The sequence below is a fragment of the bacterium genome (assembly GCA_040755755.1).
In the GTDB taxonomy this organism is placed as follows: Bacteria; SZUA-182; SZUA-182; order DTGQ01; family DTGQ01; genus DTGQ01.
Genome location: JBFLZW010000050.1, coordinates 32,362 through 51,103, shown reverse-complemented (window position 1 = coordinate 51,103; position 18,742 = coordinate 32,362). Strand labels below are relative to the sequence as shown.

Sequence of the window (18,742 nt, the reverse complement as noted above, 5' to 3'; positions counted from 1 at the left end):
TACATGGCCCTGGGTAACGAAAGATCGTTCGCCTTTTCAAGAACAAATGAATACATCGACATGAAAGCTAAAGTTCATGACCGTCTGATCGAGGTCTTGGATCTGTCACTGATTGACTCGCTCGACCAAACTACTTTAAAACGGCAAATCCGGGAGTTAACCGAGGAAATACTATCAGAGGACCAGTTCAGCATGCCCCTGAATCCCGGGGAGAGGGAGCAGTTTTATCAGGAGATTCAGGATGAGGTCACCGGGCTTGGGCCAATAGAACCCTTCATGCGTGATTCTGGAATCTCAGACATCATGGTTAATGGATACCGGCAGGTATATGTGGAGAAGAGCGGAAAACTCCATCATACCGATGTCCGGTTCAGGGATGATGATCATCTGAGGAAAGTCATCGACAGGATTGTCTCCTCTGTCGGCCGCCGGATCGATGAATTCTGTCCGATGGTGGATGCCAGATTGCCTGACGGCTCCAGAGTCAATGCCGTTATACCGCCCATTGCCGTAGATGGCCCATTGCTCTCTATCAGGCGGTTTGCCGTTGATCCGCTTGAGCTGGAAGATTTGATCAAGTTCAGGACCCTGACTCCGGAAATCGGAGAACTTCTGCAAGGGATTGTGAAAGCGAGATTGAATGTTCTGATTTCCGGGGGGACAGGGAGCGGGAAGACCACACTCCTGAATGTACTTTCCCGGTTTATTCCGGCGGACGAGAGGATTATCACGATCGAAGATGCGGCAGAGCTGCAACTGAAACAGGAACATGTGGTCCGTATGGAAACACGTCCTGCCAACATCGAGGGGAAGGGTGAGATCAGTACGCGGGAGCTGGTAAGAAACAGTCTCAGAATGCGGCCTGAACGCATTATCGTTGGTGAGGTCAGGGGAGCTGAAGTGCTGGACATGCTTCAGGCTATGAACACCGGTCATGATGGATCCTTGACCACTATCCATGCCAACACGCCATTCGATGCTCTGATCAGGGTAGAGACACTGGTGTCCATGTCCGGCCTTACCATCCCCCATGAGGCGGTCAGGAGATATATCAGCTCTGCCTTAAATGTCATTATCCAAACTGCACGTTTGGTTGACGGGAGCAGAAAGGTGGTAAGCCTTCAGGAAATTACCGGCATGGAGGGAAATATTATCTCCAGACAGGAAATCTTCTCCTTCGAACAAACTGGTGTGGATAATAATGGCAAGGTAAAAGGGCGATTCAGAATGACAGGTGTCTTACCAAAGTTTGTGGACAGGTTTAAGGCGCGAAGTATCCCCTTTTCGTATGAACATTTCAGTACTCCAAAGGTATTGGAGATTTAAGGAAAGGAAAAATAGCAGCGATGGAAATTTTCGGCACAGTTCTTCTCTTTATCACTATCCTGCTCTTTACGATACTGATTTTCCAGGTTTTCAGAGCATTATGGAACCCGGAGGCAAGAAGAGTCCGGAGGGAACTGCAGGGAACCGCTGCCACGGCTTCAAAGAATGCGCCTATGGTTATCAGACGCAAGAAGGAGCTGAGTGGTATCCCGTGGCTCAACAGGATGCTGTCAAACGTCAGAGCTCCGATCATACGCTGGTTCGATCAGCTCTTGCAGCAATCCAATACTCATCAGCCTCTCGGAGTTTATGTCCTGTGCAGCCTTGTCCTGGCCCTGGCCGGATCCCTGATTGCTGGCTGGTTGGGTAATAACTTTAAAATCGGATTGCCCGCAGGTGCCCTGGCAGCTATGCTACCTTTTTTTTTCCTCACCCTGAAGAGAAACCGCAGAATGCGCAAGTTTGAGGAACAACTGCCCGATGCCCTCAATTTGATTGCCCGGGCCCTGAAAGCAGGGCAGGCTTTCCCCACAGGGCTCCAGATGGTAGCCCAGGAGTTTGATGATCCCATAGGGAGTGAATTTGAAAAAATGCTGGCCCAGATCAACCTTGGAGTTGGATTTCCTGAAGCTTTGAAGGGACTTACCGAGCGTGTCAGTTGCCCTGATATTAAGTTTTTTGCTATTTCCGTCATCATCCAGAGGCAGAGCGGCGGGAGCCTGGCCGAAATCCTGGAGAATATCAGCCGTCTCATCCGGGAAAGGTTCAAGCTGCGCGGCCATATCCAGGCACTGTCTGCGGAGGGAAGAATCTCGGCGGTTATCCTGGTCGCCCTTCCCTTTTGCTTGTTCGGTTTAATGTCCTTGATAAATCCGGAGTATTCCCGAATCCTGCTGACCGACCCTCGAGGCGTGAAGCTGGCTCTCGGCGCTCTGGTCATGATGGGGATGGGAATTCTGGTTATGAGGAAGATGATCAGGATAAAGGTTTAGTCATATGGTTAATGATTTCATGATGTTATTACTTCCTGCATCAATTTTTATCACCGTTATGCTGACCCTTGCTCTGGTTTTCTCTTACGTCAGGTATTGCCGGGAGCGGCGCAGTCTTGTGGAAAAAATTAAACAGGATGGCATCAGGCAGCGTACCAGGGAGCTCACCCTCGTAAGAGGGCCAAATGCTGTTTTCACCTGGATTAAACAATACCTGGTCAGGATCATGAGCAGGCTGGGAAATTTCGTGAAGCCAAAGAGCGAGGGGGAGTTATCCAGCATGCAGAAAAATCTCCTCCGGGCTGGCTACCGGAGCAGAAATGCAGCTATTATCTTCTTCGGTGCCAAGGGTTTTTTCGCTATTCTGCTGCCATCCGCCTGTCTGTTTGTTCAGCTCATTCTCCCCAGGCCTGTCGAGCACAAATTCCTGGCATTTATCCTGCTCCTGATGGCCGTGGCAGGCTTTTATCTGCCTCATATCTGGCTCCGGGCACATACTGACCGGAGAAAAGAGAAGATATGCGAAGGCTTTCCGGACTCACTGGACCTTTTAGTTGTCTGCGTTGAGGCAGGGATGGGATTGGATGCCGCCATTAACCGGGTTGCCGAGGAAATGAGGCTGGTCAATCAGGAAATCAGCGATGAGCTTCAGGTACTCAATCTGGAACTGAGGGCTGGAAAATCGCGTATCGATGCCCTGAGAAGCCTGGCCTTCAGAACCGACCTCGAAGATGTAAAGAGCCTGGTAACCTTATTGATCCAGGCAGAACGGTTTGGCACCAGTATAGCCCAGGCACTGAGGATCCATTCAGATGCCATGCGGGTCAAAAGACAGCAAAGAGCGGAAGAGATGGCTGGCAAATTACCGGTCAAGATCCTGTTTCCTCTTATTTTTTTCATTTTCCCTTCCCTTTTGATCGTTATCCTGGGACCGCCGGTTATTAAAATAATCGATAAACTGCCCCAGTTGTTGCGCAGATGAACATTATCACCCAAAATCATACAACTAAATCACACAACTAATTGAAGGAGAAAACGTTATTCCGTGAATACGCTTGACCGCAGCAAATTAAGCCTGACCATACAGTTATCCATTTCATGCTTTTGTACTCTTATGTACACTCTTCTGGGGGCGGCTGTTATCGCTGGCGTGGTTGGCTGCGCCAGGTGGGGGAATAAGAAGAACAGATTTCGTGAGCTTGAATACACGAGGTTGCAGACACTGCAAAAACAAAGGGCTTCAGCAACTGCCGGGGAGGAGGGAAAGAGCTGGTTTCCCATTGCGCACAAGAGAACGCGATGGTCTCCTCCCCCCACCCCGGAGAAAAAAAGAACGAGCCGGTTTTCCACTACTGCCGTCCAAGCCGTGGAGGGATATGAGAAGCTTGGCGATCAGTATATCAGGCAGGGTAAAATAGGCCTGGCTCTTCTGCAATATGACAAGGCCCTTCACCTGTATCCTCATCAGGCCAATGTTCATTACAAGTTGGGGATCCTCTGTTTACGGAAGGGACTGACCGAAGAAGCGCTGACAGCCTTTGAAGAGATTCTGAAAACCGATCCCCGGAATGCCCTGGCCTATGAGGGTAAAGGGCGCGTGTTTCTGGCCAGAGGAGAACTGGATGAAGCGAAAGATAACTTCTCCGAGGCGGTAAGTCTTAATCCGCAATCGTGGCGGGCCCATGCTTCCCTGGGCCTGATTTATGACCTGGAGAAGCAGTATGAATCCGCTATCAGTGAGTACCAGAAGGCCATAGCTATCAATCCCGGTTCAGGCCCCCTGCTGAATAATTTGGGAATGTCCTACTATTCAGCTCAGGATTATGAAAAGGCAGCGGATATCTTATCCAGAGCCTCAAGAATACGGCCGGTAAATCAAGCGACGTACAATAATCTCGGACTGGCCTTCGGGAAACTGGGAAGATATGCAGATGCACTGGAGGCTTTCAAAAAAGGTGCGGGAGATGAGGCAGCCGCCTATAACAACATCGGATACCTGTACATGGCCGAGGGGAAATACCAGGAGGCGATCCAGTATTTTGAGAAGGCGATTGCAGCCAGGCCGGTCTTCTATTCCAGGGCCAGCGAGAATCTGCACAGGGCACAATCAGCCCTGGCAGGCACAAAATGAGATAAAAGCATCTCATTTTCGAGAGGGACAAACCTGCCCTTCAATCAGCCCTCTTGACAACCATTCTCGGCTTGGCTATGATCTATAGGGTTACATCAATGAATGCCAAGTAATTCTTTTTTCTCGTCATTTTCTTAAGAATATCTTATATTTTAAGTACTTTGACCACATTGATCACCTTGTACGAGCACTTTCCCCCTGCTGGGGAAGTGTCGTTTCGGCATCCTTTCGACCTGGTTTTGAAGCTGTAAGCTGCTGAAAGCTATTCTCTTTTGTTCGGCTGCCGCATGTCGCTGCACAAGCGACAACAACCGCACGCAACTGCAATCTTACAAGCAGGAGAAATTAAGGATGAGGATTATTCACACCTCTGACTGGCATCTTGGCAAGACACTGGAAGGGTGCTCCCGGATTCCGGAGCAGAAGGAATTTATCGATGAGCTGCATCAGATCGTGGTGGACCACGATGTGCATCTGGTCCTGATCGCCGGTGATGTTTACGACGTTTTCAACCCTTCGGCTGAAGCCGAAGATCTTTTCTATTATGCTCTGGAGAAACTGGCAGACAACGGCAGGCGCGCCGTGGTAGTGATTGCCGGAAACCACGACAATCCGGAGCGGCTTGCCGCTCCGGAATACCTGGCCAGGCATCATGGTATCACCCTGATCGGCTTTCCCCGGGATACGGCTTCTCTGGGAGGAGCGCGGCACGGGGTGCAGCGTACGGCCAGCGGTCCTGGCTGGGTTCGCCTTCAGGTACCGGGCTGCGATCATCAGGTCACGCTGGTCACCCTGGCTTACCCTTCGGAAGCCCGGCTGGGAGAGCTGTTTCACCTCCACTTTGCCGGTGACGATGGGAAGACGGTGCTTGCCTACCGCCAGAAGATTCAGGAAGTCCTCGGCATCATGGCCGGACAGTTCCGGGAAGATACGGTCAATATCATTCTCTCTCACCTCTTCTACGGTCAGGGCATGCCATCCGATTCCGAGCGTATGCTGTCCATCGGCGGCCTGAACGCCATCCAGCCTGCTGACCTGCCCGCATCTTCTCATATCCAGTACGTGGCTCTGGGGCATCTGCACCGGCCACAATCTTTCCATGAAGCTGGCTATCCTGTCTGCTACAGCGGCTCTCCGCTGGCCTACAGTTTTTCCGAGGCAGGGCAGCAAAAACGGGTGATCCTGGTGGAGGCCGAGCCGGGCCAGGCAGCCAGGATCACTGAAGTGCCGCTGAAATGCGGGCTTCCCCTGGTGCGAAAAACCTTTCAATCCTACCAGGAGGCCTTAGCCTGGTGCGGTCAGCCGGAAAACAGGAACCAGTGGGTGGACATGGAAATCATCCATCCTCAGCCATTGGGCACAATGGAAATGAAGGAGTTGAGAAGCAGGCATAATCACATTGTCACCTTACGCAGAACTCCGCCCACAGACGGCGGCCAGCCCGCAGATGCCGGAGTGCCTGCCAGACGGCTGGCCGAGCTTTCCCTGATCGAAAAATTCGTGGCCTTCTACCGGCAGAAAAATGCCAGTGCCGAACCCTCGAAGGAACTGCTCGACCTTTTCGTGGAATTGACCCAGGACCTTGAGGAAATGGATGATTAGGATGATAGTGGTCAGTGATTCAGTGGCCAGTGATGAGTGGTCAGTGGAGATATGGTAATGCCATTAATACGAAGGGAGACAGCCCATGAAACCGCTTCGGCTTGAATTTTGCGGCCTGCACAGCTACTGCGACTGCGATCCCCAGGATATCGATTTTGCCTGGCTTGGAGCCAGCGGCCTGTTCGGGATCTTCGGCCCTACGGGTGCCGGGAAATCCACTATTCTGGATGCCATGACCCTGGCCCTCTACGGGAACGTGGAGCGGGCCAGTAAGGGCACCCAGGGCATCATCCATCAAAACAGCGAGAAGCTCTGGGTGAGGTTTGAGTTTGAGCTGGGGAACGAGCGATATCAGGTAGAGCAGCGATACCAGAGGGTAAAAGATGACCCGCATGCCGTGATTAACAAACGGTCGCTTCTCTGCCGCCTGAATCCTGACACCGGGGAGTATGTTCCCTATGCCGAGAAAATTACCGAAGTCAAGGCTGCCGTCGAAAAGCTCATCGGACTGAGCGAGGAGGAGTTTACCCGGGCCGTAGTGCTTCCGCAGGGAAAGTTCGATGCCTTTCTCTCCCTGAAGGGCAAAGACAAGGCAGCCATGCTGGAAAATATTTTCAACCTCTCCTGCTACGGGCAAAAGATTTACGAAAAAGCCAGCCGGACCAAAGAACAGGCCGAAAGCCGCAGGCGGGAGCTTGAGGCCGAAGCGCGGGGTCTGGGAGACTGCTCGCTTCCCGTCCTGGAGGCCAGGAGGGAGGAACAGGCGCGGCTGGCCCGTCTTGCACAGGAGCACAAACAAAGCCTTGAAAAACTCCGCCAGGAAGAGGAGGGGCAGCGGCGGATCAAGGAATGGTTTGAAGAGAAAACCAAGCTTGAGAAGGAGAAAAAAGCCCTCGAAGAGCAGGAAGAGGCCATGAGGCAAACACGGGAGCGGACCGCTCTGGCTGAGCGTGCGGAACGGTGCCGGAGGGACCTCGAGCTGCTCCGTGATCTTCAGGCCGCACGGGAGAAAGAAGCCCTGAGCCTGGCCCGGCAGCAAAAAGCCCTGGAAGGACAACAAGGTGCGCACCAGAAGGAGAAAGAGAACTATGAGCTTATCTCCCGCAGGCGGGAGGAAAACCGGCCAGGGCTCTTTGAGCGCAGGCAGACCCTGAAAAGCTGCCTTGAATCTCATGAGCAGAGCAAGGAGAAGAAAAAAGAGCAGGCCAGGCAGCAGGCTGAAAATACCCGGATCAGCCAGGAGCTTTCCCGGCTGTCCGAAGATCTGGCCGCAGGTCAGCAAAGATGGCAGACCGAGCAGGAGCGGCTTGAAAAAATCAACCGGGAAATCGAGCACAATACGGTCGATCCGGTCAGGAAGCACGCCATTCAGACAGCCTATCAGCATCTTTGCCTGCTTGAGGAAAAGGAAAAGGTCCTGGCCAATGAGCTGGGCATCCTGAATAAAAACCTTGGGGAGCACAAGCAGGCCGAGAAGCAGTGGCTGGCAGCCATCCAGGGACACCTGAAGGAATCGCTTTTCTGGTCACGGGCAGGCTCCCTTCCTGACTGGCAGGCAGGCGGGGTGGAAAACCTGGTGGAGGCTGAGCGAAAAGGGATTCAGGAGGCTCTTGTGCACTGCGATCAGGAGATTGACCAGGTAAAATTAAGGAGTGAAGGGGCGCACCTTGCCCTGCGCCTGAAAGAGGGCACCCCCTGTCCGGTCTGCGGCTCACGGCAGCATCCTGCCCCGGCTTTGTCTGAAGGGCTCCGTGAGGAGATGGCCCGATGGGAAAAGGAGAAAAAGGGATGGCAGGAGCAGCAGAAGAAATTCTCCCAGTTCGAGGTCCGGATAGCCAAAATGGCCGCCAGCCTTGCAGGTGTCTCCAGGGAAATCGAGAGGCAGCAGAAGAAAGTGACCATGCAGCAGGAGGAAAGCCAGCGGCTTTCGGCTGAGCTCAGAGAACAGGCTCCGGCTCTCTCCCGTGATGAAATCCGGGAACAGTATCAGGCCCTGGCAAAGCAGGAAAGCACCCTGGCCCTCGTGCAGGAGCGGCAAAAAAAGCAGACTCTGTTTATCGAGGAGCTTCGCCGGAAAATGGAGCAGGCGCGGCAGAAGAAGGCCGAGCTCGAAATCCGCCAGTCCTCCCTGCAGTCGAGCCTGGCCGGTCTGGCCGAAGGGCTGGCCGATCTTGAGCGTTCCATCCAGGCCATAACCCAGGGACGCCCCATCCGCAGCCTGATCGAGGAGAATGAAACAGCCATTACCTCTCTGGAAAAACGGTTCCAGGAAGCTCAGGAGCGCTTTCAGCACTCCGAGAAGCTGGTGAATAAGCTCCATTCCGATCTCGATACCTGCCGGGGGAAACTGGAGAGCCTGATCGAGAACGAAGAGCGGGCGAAAATCGCCCTCGACGAGCGGCTGCGCCAGGAAGAGTTCCCTTCGAGCGAGGCCGCACACGAGGCCATGATGGAGCGGGGAGACCTTGCCCGGCTCCAGCAGGAGATCAGGCGATACCAGGAGGCGGTCCTTCTCAACCGGGACCGGCTGGCATCGGTGGCGGATAAACTGGCAGGGCAATCCTTTGATCCTGCCGCCTATGCCGTACTCCTTGAGCGCTGCCAAACCCTGCACCAGCAGGTCGAGACTGAGGACAGGAACCTGGCTGTGGTCAGCGGCGAACTGGAAAAGCTTGAGAAAAACCACCTGCGGTGGCAGGCGATCGATCAGGAGATGAAAGCCCTTGACCGGCGCATCGATCAGGCCGATGAGCTGGCCCGGCTGTTCCGGGGACGGGCCCTGGTCACCTTCCTCAGCCATGAATACCTGGAGTATATGTGCCGTGAGGCCTCCGAGTGCCTGCGGTTTCTGACCAGGGAGCGATACACCTTACGGGTGGACCAGGATAACAATTTCTTTATGATCGACAGCTTCAACGGCGCGAAGGAGCGGCCGGTATCGACTCTTTCCGGCGGAGAAACCTTTCTGACCGCACTCTCCCTGGCCCTGGCCCTCTCGTCCCAGGTCCAGGCACGGGGCAGATCACAACACCTTGGATTTTTCTTCCTCGATGAAGGATTCGGCACCCTGGATAATGAAAAACTGGACCTGGTCATGAATACCCTGGAACGGCTCCAGTCCCAGCAGGACCGCATCGTAGGCATCATCAGCCATGTAGGTGAGCTTCGCGAGCGCATGCCCCGCTATCTTGAGGTTTTTCCTGCCCGCTCAGACGGCACCGGCAGCCGGATCAGGCAAGGGGGACAGTAAGAGACAGCGGTCGTTGCCAGAAGGTCATTAATGGCAAGGAAGACATCCAGGAATGGAGGATAACGGTGGCAGATGGTTCTTCTCAGACCAGGAATAATATCAATGGTAAAGAAGAAGGTTGTTTTATTTCTTCTCTGCCCCCGATCATTTTTCATCCAGCACCTGGCGCACTCTGTGCACCAGATCGCCCAGGACAAAAGGCTTTGAAAGCAGGTTCAGGTTTGGTTCCGAAGAGTTCTGCTGATCATAGATGACACCCAGGTTACCCGACATAAAGATCACCTTCATCTCGGGACGATACGGTCTCAGACGCCTGGCCAGGTCCAGGCCACTCATTCGTGGCATTACCATATCAGTCAGCATCAAGTGGATCGGGCCCTGATATTGCTCACAGATTATCATAGCTTCCTCTCCCTGGTGCGCCTCCAGCACGGTGTAGCCGAATTTCCTGAGAATCATGCCTATCGCCGTCCGGACCGATTCTTCGTCCTCTACCAGGAGAAGTGTTTCCATGCCTTTTCTGGCTGCCTGCTGTCCCAGTCCGGCCAGGCCGCCGGTACCCGTTCTGCAGGTTTTGGACTCCTGAATCACCGGCAGATAGATTTTGATGGTTGTGCCTTCTGCCAGCCGGCTGGAGATGGAGATGTGGCCACCGCACTGTTCAATAATCCCATAAACTGTTGCCAGGCCAAGCCCCCTCTCTTTACCCTGCTTTTTGGTAGTATAGAAGGGTTCAAAAACATGGGACAGGGTTTCCTCGTCCATGCCGATTCCGCTGTCAGCCACTGCCAGCATCACGTAGGGACCTGCCTGGACACCGACGTGCTGACGGGCGTAGCTTTCGTCCAGATGGACATTGGCTATGGTAACGGTGATCTTGCCGCCCTGCGGCATGGCCTCGCGGGCATTGGTTATCAGGTTGGTGAGAACCTGCCCGATCTGGCCGGGATCGGCTTTTATCAGGCTGGGACCCGGATCACAGATATAGGTCAAGTCGATTCCCTCGCTGATAAGGGTGCGGAGTTTCCCATCCAGGCTGGCCACTGCTGCCTTGAGATCGATCACCACCGGGTGCTGAGAGGTTGTCTTTCGGCTGAAAGTCAGGAGCTTATGAGTCAATGCGGCTGCCAGCTCACCGGCTTTTCTGATTTCTTCAATATCTTTACGCAAAGGATCCTGACTATCGATGTGATAGAGTAAAAGCTCGCTGTAGCCTTTAACGCCCACCAGGAGATTGTTGAAGTCGTGAGCTACGCGGTTAGCCAGCCTCCTGACCGCTTCCATCTTCTGCGACTGGCGAAGCTGCTCTTCGAGGAGTTTGCGATCGGTGATATCAAAAACATACCCTTGTATTTCAACCAGCCTGCCCTGATCATCAAAAGTGCCCAGGGCTTTTTCAATAAGCTGGACCGGCTGGCCGTCCCGGCGGCGAAGCTCCGTTTCATGGCATTCAATTTTCTTTTCTTTCCGGATCAATTCCAGGTAAGCCTCACGTGCCTGGTGATTCGGATACAGGGTATCGAGATTGCAGCTCATGGCCTCTTCGACCGAGGCAAAACCAAAGATGCGGGCAAAAGCCGGATTACAGGCCAGAATCTGACCATCCGGTGTAGAGATGAATTCACCGGTTAAGTCCTCCTCGAAAAAGTTATAATAAAGCTCTTCCCGTGCCCGACGTCCTTCATCTATCCGTCTGCCCTCTGCAAGGCTGCGGATCAGCCAGCACAGGTCGTCAGGCGCCCCGCTCTGAGCGGAAGGCAAAGCCACCGCCCTGATCACTGCCGGGAAGTCGGGTCTGCCCAATGGCTTCAGACGTACTTTAAAGTCCTGGGCTTTATGCACCTTTTCAAGGTCAGGCACCCGGTTACCGCCAAAAGCCTGATGGCAGCTTTTCGCAGTTATAAGGTCAAGCAGTGGCTTGCCAATCAGACATTCCCGTTCGGTAGAAAACAGGTCCAGAGCGGTTTGATTGGCTTCTTTGATTATACCGGCGCTGTCCGTCATCAGACACCCGTGCGGAATGGATTCAAAAAGGCTCTGGTACCGCCGATGCGATGCTTCCACCTCCCTGCGGGCAGCAGACAATTCATCCTTCCACTGACGCAAATTCTCTTGAGCAGCACGTAACTCTCCCACGATGTTCACTAATCCCTGGAGAGTTTCGGCCATCATGTCTGCCAGCTGACCTGAATCTTCAGCAGCGCACCGATGCACTTGGGCTATCTGCTGCTGCAGGGCCTCGATTGTATGATCCAAATCTCTTTCCTGCATAACACTTCCCTTCAAGAGGCATCAAATACAGAATCAGAAAGTTATTATAATAGCCGCATATCCCACTCCTGGTTGATTGAACGAATATGATGAATCTCGGAGCAATTGCAGAGTGGGGCTCACATGCCCCACCATTATTTATTATGATGAGGAAAAAGCGATCCCCTGACGGGCATGGTGCTCTGCCTTAAAAGAGGAGTAGAGAATAACCAACCATTTCGCTGTGACACCTGCACAACCATGATCTGGACTACCAGGAGCGGATGAACGGGGAAAAGTCGCTGCCTGCCGGGGATTTATCGCTCGTAATGACGAGCGTGAAAGCTTCGCCATAATAATAGAATCAGCTCTACAATTTTTATTGGCTTTATATATAGTTATATAACATTGAATTGAATCTGTCACCCATTTTTTTTTAAAACATTGATAATTCCTGGAAATAAAACCATATATCAAACGCGATCTGTTTGCTGATCCTATAATTGGCCGCGAATTTACTGCGCAGTGTGATATCAGCCTCCCGGCACTCGATTTCCCAGCATCTGCGTAAGTGGGCAAAGCTCAGTGCCTGTTCTCTTCGGATAAAACCTTTTGGCATGCTCGACAAGTAAGGCATGATATTCCTGATAAAGAATGAAATCTTCAGGCAGGCTTTGTTCGAAGAGACTCTTGAGATCATCGTAGCTGCTCTTTTCATCCGCTATTCCCAGGCGGATCAGTATCCTCCGGGTATAAGCATCTATAACGAATGTTGGCACCCGAAAGGCATACAGAAGCATTGAGTCGGCAGTTTCCGGGCCAATACCCCAGAGGGACAAAAGCTCATCCCTGCCAGGGATCTGGTCCTGGCCAAGGCCAAGAAAATACTCAGTAAAGATTTTAACTTTTTTGGCTTTCTGGTTGAAATAACCGGCCGGACGGATAGCATCTTTCAAGACTTCGGTATCCACTGCACGTATCCGCTCCGGATCGAGGCAGTTTCTTTCCTGGAGTCTCCGTAAGGCCATCTCCACCTGCGGCCATCCGGTATTTTGCGTAAGAATAGCCCCAAGGCAGACCTCAAAGACCTGGTTGCGGGTCCTGGGCAGGTCATAATCCCCCGGATGGTAGCCGGAGACTGACCCCCTTTTGGCTGGCTTACATCCATCACAGCCAAGCAGGGGCCACCACCCTTGCTGGCCGTACTCCTTGAGAAGAAATGAATATATCGGCAGCAGGTATTGATTCTGGTTCTGGTTCTGATTCATGGACGTTGGCCACTTCCGTTCGCTGAGCGTTACTATCTGCTTGAGTAGCCAAGGTATCCTTCACATTTGAAACAATCCAGTCCACAGCAGGCTATCATTGCTGTATCTCCTTCTTGAAATGATGGACAGAGACCGAGTAGTCATCGCCATCATTGACGCTTCATAAATCGTTACTACTCAGGTTGTTGAGGCTGTGCAGGCTGGTAGTCCTGCTGTGTTAGAGTGTTGGAGCATGGTAGCGAAGCCTAAACATGCAAATCTCTTCCGCCTTCTACCCTTTTATTATAACACTTTTTAACTCAGAACGCCTTATTGACCTCATATGAGGCGTTTTAATTTGACTCGCAAAGACAATCTCTATTACAATAAGAGCAACCACGCAAGACATTCACGGTACAGAGTCCGCATTGCATTTCCCCCTCTGTGCCTCTCTCTGTGTCTCTGTGGTTTCTTTTTCTCTTTCATAAGGACATCAGCAAACCCAAACGAACGGAGGAAGGAAGGATGCGGATTATTACCCTTGGTCCAAAGGGTACATTCAGCCATGAGGCAGTGACCGGATACCAGCAGCAGGCTGAAATCGTCTTCAAGCCTACGGTATGGGATGTTTTCGAGGGAACGGCTTGCGGAGAAGGGGATTTGGGCATGGTTCCCATCGAGAACTCGATCACCGGGTCCGTGGGCTTTACCCTGGATGCTTTTCTTCACTTTAACCTGCATATCAAGGCGGAGACGGTACTTCCCATTAAGCACAACCTGGCTGGTCAGGGGGGAATCAATAAGATCAGGGTCATCTACGCTCATCCCCAGACCCATGCCCAGTGCAAAACATTCCTGCGGACCCGGCTTTCGGGAGCGGAAATCATCGAAACCAGCAGCAATGCCAAATCGGCGGAAATGCTGGCCCAGCAGACCGGCCCCGAATATGCTGCTATCGTCCCGGCCATTGCCGCCCAGATATACAACCTGAACCTGCTGGTGAAAAACATTCAGGACAGCAAGTTCAATGTAACCCGCTTCGTGGTCATCAGCGAGGAGGATTCAAAACAAAGTAGCGGCAGGGATAAAACCAGTCTGGTGATTTACCCGGTGGCCGACCGTCCGGGCATTTTGTGCGAAATGCTCGAAGAGTTCAAGGTCCGGAATATCAACCTGAACAAGATTGAATCCCGCCCATCCGGAAAGCTTGGCGACTATCTTTTTTATATCGACTGTGAAGGGCACAGGGAAGATCCACCCCTGACCGAAGCCCTGCAAAAGATCGAGGCAAAGGCCGCTTTTTTGAAAATCCTTGGTTCCTACCCCAAGATGTGCTGACAAAAGCCCATTCTTAAGGTAAAATGCAGGTACCATGCACAAGAAAAAAATCTCTTCGCCAGGATCGTCTCCCCTGGTCATCGTAACCAGAGGGGATGATCCCTATGATAATGCCTGGAAGGCCCTTGAATCGCTGAACCTGCCTTCCCTTGCGGGTAAAAGGATCCTGCTGAAGCCGAATGCCGGACGCCTGGTGCCTGCACGGTCCGGAGTGACCACGCATCCCCTGGTTGTGGCCGCCGCCATCGACTTTTTCCGGAAACAGGCACCGGCACAAATCCTTCTGGGGGAAAGCCCGATTCTGGGTGTCCGTGCCCTCGATGCCCTGGAGAAAGCCGAAATGGCGGACATTGCCCGCAGCAAAGGGGTTTGTCTGATTGACCTCGATGAAGGCTCACCCTTCGAATTGCCGGTCCCCCAGGGAAAGCTGCTGCACAGCCTTCGGGTATGCGGCCCGGTCCGGGAGGTGGATTATCTGGTTTCCATCCCGGTCATGAAAACCCATATGCATACCGGCGTCAGCCTGAGCATCAAAAACATGAAGGGGGTCCTCTGGAGACGGGAAAAGGCAAGGCTGCATCAATTGGAATACCCCGCCCTGCCCGCAGGCCAGGGGAAAGCCCTGGATGTGGCTATTGCGGATATGGCCGAAGTCCTGCGGCCTGATCTGGCGTTGATCGACGGCACGATCGGCCTCGAAGGACTGGGGCCCAGCGAGGGGGACCCCAAAAAAGCAGGACTGGTCGTAGCCAGCCAGGATTGCCTGGCTGCCGACGCCGTAGCCGCCTTCCTCATGGGCTTTGAACCAGCCTCGATTCCCCACCTTCGCATGGCTGCCGAGCGGGGAACAGGGACGATCGACCTTGCCGGGATGCATATCCTGCCGCCGGACTATCACCACTTCCGGCAATCCTTTGCTCCTCCGCCGAAAAAGATATCGATTCAATACCCCAATGTTGTGGTTCATGACTGCAACTCGTGCAGCGCCTGCCTGTCTACAACCCTGCTCTTTCTCCGGCGGTATCTCTCCCAGGTTCCGGCATCGCTGTTTCAGGACGGAAAACTGATCCTGGGGATCGGCAAGGAGCTTAAGGACCCGCCGCCGGGAGTGGTCCTTATCGGCAACTGCACAGCCAGCCATAAGGATAAGGGGATATACGTTCCCGGATGCCCCCCGATTGCTTCAAGTATCCTGCTTCGGTTGCAGGAAGAGGAAGAGAAAGACCGAAATCGGTAATGGAAAAGATACCCAGGCGACCGATACAACTGGAATAATGTCCAAGCTTAAAAAAGGTTATCCTGAGAAGTGATGGCACACCCGCTCAAGGAAAATCAGATTATCATCCTTGGTTTTCTGCTTCTGGGAGGTTTCCTGGCAGGAAAGGTTGTCAACAGGTTAAAGCTTCCTGCAATAACCGGCTATGTTCTGTGCGGCATCCTTCTGGGTTTGGCCCTGAAGATTATCCATACGCCAATGGTTCACCAGTTGAGATTCATCGAGGTCCTCGGCCTCAGCATGGTCGCCCTGATTATTGGCTCGGATTTGAATAACAAAAAACTCCGGAGACTGGGAAAATCCGTGGTTGTTATTACTTTTACCCAGGTAGCCGGAGCGTTTTTCATTGTCACTCTGGTTATGCATCTGCTGCTGAGGATACCACTCCATAGCGCGCTTCTCCTTGGGGCTATCGGTTCTGCAACTGCACCTGCGGCCACAGTAGCTGTAATTCACGAATGTAAGGCCCACGGCCCCCTTACCGATACCTTAATGGCAATTGTGGCTCTTGATGATGCTGTATGCATCGTTTTATTTTCCCTCTGTCTGGCTGTATCCGGAATATTGCTCAATGGCAGCTCTCACAATTTCTCCTGGATGCAGGTTATCAGAAAACCTCTGTGGGAAATCTGCGGATCGATAACTATTGGGCTCCTGCTGGGGTTCCTGGTTATTGGTATTCTGCAGACAGTCAAGGAAAAACATGAGATTGTGGTGATACTCCTGGGGTGTGCCTTTTTAGCCGGAGAGATAGGAGAGCTCTTCGGGCTCTCCAGTCTTCTCTTAAACATGAGCTATGGTTATGTTCTGACCAATTTCAGCAGGAGACCCCATATTTCGACTCTTCTGGAAGACGTAGAGCTGCCTATCCTGATATGTTTTTTTACTCTGGCCGGAGCAACATTAAACCTGTCCATTCTTCTCCAAAACTGGCCTGCTGCCATGGCATTCGTCATAGCCCGCGCTATAGGCAAGGTGGCAGGGACCTATGCGGGAGGGAGAGCGAGCCATGTTCCGGAATCGGTGGCCAAATATCTGGGCTTTGCCATGCTGCCCCAGGCCGGAGTAGCTATTGCCCTGGTGCTGGTCATCGGAGGGCAGTATCCTCAGCTTGCACCTTTGATTACTGCCCTGGTCCTGGCCTCAGTAACTTTTAATGAAATTTTCGGGCCAATAGGCACAAAGTATGCCATTACTGCTTCCGGAGAAGATGGCCGAGATATGAAAGAATCTGTGGCCCATCCTTCCCTTGACCAGAGGTAGCGGGCCATTTGGCTAAGATTTTCTCCTAAAAAATATAACCTATCGTACCCCCAAAGCCGATATCCTGGCTGATATTGAATTCCGCTCCCAGGCTCAAGCCTTGTGTCAGGGAGAACCGAAGGCCGCCGATAAACAGGGCTGAAGTCTGATCCTCATCTGGCCACCCTGAAGCATCAAGGGTTGCATAGAGCGCGCCGACCCGGACATAGGGTGTGGCCGGGTGAAAATCCCATTCCAGATTGGCTGTGCCGATAAGCCGCTGATGCGTCAGGCGGTCATCTTTACCGATATCGTGGCGTGCTCGGCTGTACTCCGCTCCGATGGAAAAATCAGCCGGGATGCCAAGCTCCAGATTCGGAGCAAGATAATAGGCCCCGGCAACCTGAAAGCAGAGTGCCTCATCGATATCCTGCCCCTCATAAAGGTGCGGCGCGTCGATCTCTTCCCGACCAAGGCCGAATGAAAGCCAGAAAAACTGCGGGTCCCGGTAGACAATCTGGGCAATCTGCTGAGAGACCGTCACATCATGCTGGTTCTGAGAGATTTCAATATACTGAGTCCCGTTCAGCCGCAGGCCGAAGGCCGGATAATCATCCTGGGCCAGCAGCCGGTGTGGACAGGCCAGAATGATAATACCCGCCAAAAGGATTATCACCGATGTTAACCTTAACCCATGCCGGTATCGGGCCGGGTTCCTTTCACTCCTAACCATAATACGTTCCTCCTTCTCTCGGTAACCTCAATAAAATTTTCGTTTCTCCCTTACATCCCCAGCAGGCTTTTCTGGGATCCTTTGCGGATTTCCTTCTCATCCGCCCACTCGATGATTCCGGTCTGGATATCGGCCAGTTTGAGGGTGATCTTGTAATAGACATCCTTTTTTCTGCCTGCCGCCTTATTGATGGAAGTGATTTCGCCATAAAGCATGTAATCCGCGCCGACCTGCTTGCCGAGCTGCTTCTGGGTTTTTGGGTCCACCAGACCGGTATTTTCCTGATATTCCAGTTGCTCCAGAAGGTCCTTGTTGATTTCACTGGCAGCGGTAAACCGAACCTTGCCGGATTTCAACAGGGCAGTGCTGATCGTGTCGGTAATCGATTTGGTATCGATATGCTCGGCAGTCTTGTTCTTGACCTGGCTGACATATACCACCGGACGTTTGTCACCAAGCACCTGACTGACCAGCAGGGACTGGACCATTTTTTCGGCAATGGTCTGAAGGTCTGTGGAGCCAAACTCAAGGGTCATGGTCTCCACTTCCCCCGGATCGCCGTACCGGACCGTGGTACCACCGCACCCGGAGAGGCTGTAAAGAGCCAGGGTTGCAAGGATAACGGCATATAATAATTTCCTTTTCTGAATCATATCGTTTCCTCCTGATCTCAAAAGAGTTTGCCAGATAGCTATTTCGATTTTCGGATTTGAACCTTGAATTGTGAGGCTTGGGGAGTCGGCGCCACCCCGTTCAGACTCTTGACCTCATTCCCGTTGATGACCACCGGCGTCCAGTGCTCACCCACACCGACAACCTGAAAGCCCGAAGCATCAAACCAACTGAAAGAATAATCAAAAGAAAAAGTCCTGCTGGTTTTGTTGAGAACCTGCACCTGCACCTGCATCAGGTTATCGACCATCCTGGATTTGATATCCGTGATCTGCAAATCCCGCAGCAGGGCTTTGTTGTTAATTATAACAAAATTGCTGAAAGCATAGCTTCCTCCCCCCTGGGGCATGGCCTGTCCCCCGCCGACATTACTGCTGGTAACTCGTGAACAGGCTGAAAACACCAGACAACAGGCAACGAACAGCAATAATTTCTTAAACATGAGTATGACCTCCTTGGTTTATGTTCTTTGTCTTATGCTCGTTATTTATATTCTTTTTCACAGCTCTCTCCAATAGGCTATTGCCGCCCCAATATCCTCTTTCTGTCAGTTGAGGATATTCGGCAACGATCTCCTCGATGCTCATTCCACTGGCTAAGAAATCAAGGATCAGAGAAACCCGTATTCGAGTGCCACGAATGCAGGGGCTTACCAGAGCATACAATAGGGGTCAATAGAAATA

General features: G+C 52.5%; 15 protein-coding genes. 9 read left to right on the top strand and 6 right to left on the bottom strand.

Translation table 11 applies throughout. The features are described from left to right. Positions 1 to 3 precede the first annotated feature (3 nt). The 6 genes from AB1611_15360 to AB1611_15335 all read left to right on the top strand — a co-directional run bounded on the left by AB1611_15360 (position 4) and on the right by AB1611_15335 (position 9,301). Positions 4 to 1,326, top strand: a complete 1,323-nt coding sequence (locus AB1611_15360; GenBank protein MEW6380970.1) for a CpaF family protein — start codon at positions 4 to 6, stop codon at positions 1,324 to 1,326. Between the two features lie 20 nt (positions 1,327 to 1,346). Continuing rightward, a complete protein-coding gene (locus AB1611_15355) occupies positions 1,347 to 2,318 on the top strand; it encodes a type II secretion system F family protein (protein ID MEW6380969.1) in 972 nt (323 codons plus the stop codon). Positions 2,319 to 2,337: 19 nt separating this feature from the next. Further along, positions 2,338 to 3,300, top strand: coding sequence for a type II secretion system F family protein (locus AB1611_15350; protein ID MEW6380968.1), 963 nt, complete (start codon positions 2,338 to 2,340; stop codon positions 3,298 to 3,300). A 63-nt stretch (positions 3,301 to 3,363) separates the two neighbouring features. Then, positions 3,364 to 4,449: a tetratricopeptide repeat protein gene (locus AB1611_15345; protein ID MEW6380967.1), complete on the top strand. Its 1,086-nt coding sequence runs from the start codon at positions 3,364 to 3,366 to the stop codon at positions 4,447 to 4,449. 351 nt (positions 4,450 to 4,800) lie between these two features. Next, a complete protein-coding gene (gene sbcD, locus AB1611_15340) occupies positions 4,801 to 6,051 on the top strand; it encodes an exonuclease subunit SbcD (GenBank protein MEW6380966.1) in 1,251 nt (416 codons plus the stop codon). Between the two features lie 85 nt (positions 6,052 to 6,136). After that, positions 6,137 to 9,301 (top strand): SMC family ATPase, encoded by a 3,165-nt coding sequence (locus AB1611_15335; GenBank protein ID MEW6380965.1) that lies wholly within the window; start codon positions 6,137 to 6,139, stop codon positions 9,299 to 9,301. Positions 9,302 to 9,445: 144 nt separating this feature from the next. On the opposite strand, the gene AB1611_15330 is transcribed toward AB1611_15335, so the two are convergent. Together AB1611_15330 and AB1611_15325 are read right to left on the bottom strand one after the other, a co-directional pair. Then, on the bottom strand, positions 9,446 to 11,572 hold the full coding sequence (locus AB1611_15330; GenBank protein MEW6380964.1) for an ATP-binding protein: 2,127 nt from the start codon (positions 11,570 to 11,572) through the stop codon (positions 9,446 to 9,448). Between the two features lie 512 nt (positions 11,573 to 12,084). Continuing rightward, complete coding sequence (locus tag AB1611_15325; protein ID MEW6380963.1) at positions 12,085 to 12,819, bottom strand: endonuclease III domain-containing protein; 735 nt, start codon at positions 12,817 to 12,819, stop codon at positions 12,085 to 12,087. 504 nt (positions 12,820 to 13,323) lie between these two features. On the opposite strand from AB1611_15325, the gene pheA reads away from it, so the two are divergent. From pheA to AB1611_15310, 3 genes are all read left to right on the top strand, one after another. Beyond that, positions 13,324 to 14,136: a prephenate dehydratase gene (gene pheA / locus AB1611_15320; protein MEW6380962.1), complete on the top strand. Its 813-nt coding sequence runs from the start codon at positions 13,324 to 13,326 to the stop codon at positions 14,134 to 14,136. 34 nt (positions 14,137 to 14,170) lie between these two features. Next, positions 14,171 to 15,373 carry a DUF362 domain-containing protein gene (locus AB1611_15315; protein ID MEW6380961.1) on the top strand — a complete coding sequence of 401 codons (1,203 nt, stop codon included), beginning with the start codon at positions 14,171 to 14,173 and terminating at the stop codon, positions 15,371 to 15,373. A gap of 72 nt (positions 15,374 to 15,445) precedes the next feature. Then, positions 15,446 to 16,675, top strand: a complete 1,230-nt coding sequence (locus AB1611_15310; protein MEW6380960.1) for a cation:proton antiporter — start codon at positions 15,446 to 15,448, stop codon at positions 16,673 to 16,675. Between the two features lie 25 nt (positions 16,676 to 16,700). On the opposite strand, the gene AB1611_15305 is transcribed toward AB1611_15310, so the two are convergent. Genes AB1611_15305 through AB1611_15290 form a run of 4 tightly spaced genes read right to left on the bottom strand, consistent with a single transcriptional unit; the run spans position 16,701 to position 18,724 of the window. Beyond that, positions 16,701 to 17,387 (bottom strand): hypothetical protein, encoded by a 687-nt coding sequence (locus AB1611_15305; protein ID MEW6380959.1) that lies wholly within the window; start codon positions 17,385 to 17,387, stop codon positions 16,701 to 16,703. Positions 17,388 to 17,437: 50 nt separating this feature from the next. Beyond that, positions 17,438 to 18,040 (bottom strand): penicillin-binding protein activator LpoB, encoded by a 603-nt coding sequence (lpoB, locus tag AB1611_15300; protein ID MEW6380958.1) that lies wholly within the window; start codon positions 18,038 to 18,040, stop codon positions 17,438 to 17,440. Positions 18,041 to 18,078: 38 nt separating this feature from the next. Then, positions 18,079 to 18,501: a DUF1425 domain-containing protein gene (locus tag AB1611_15295; protein ID MEW6380957.1), complete on the bottom strand. Its 423-nt coding sequence runs from the start codon at positions 18,499 to 18,501 to the stop codon at positions 18,079 to 18,081. Then, entirely contained in the window at positions 18,494 to 18,724 is a 231-nt protein-coding gene (locus AB1611_15290) for a DUF433 domain-containing protein (protein MEW6380956.1), read from the bottom strand. Before AB1611_15290 ends, AB1611_15295 begins: the two co-directional genes overlap by 8 nt. Between the last annotated feature and the right edge of the window lie 18 nt (positions 18,725 to 18,742).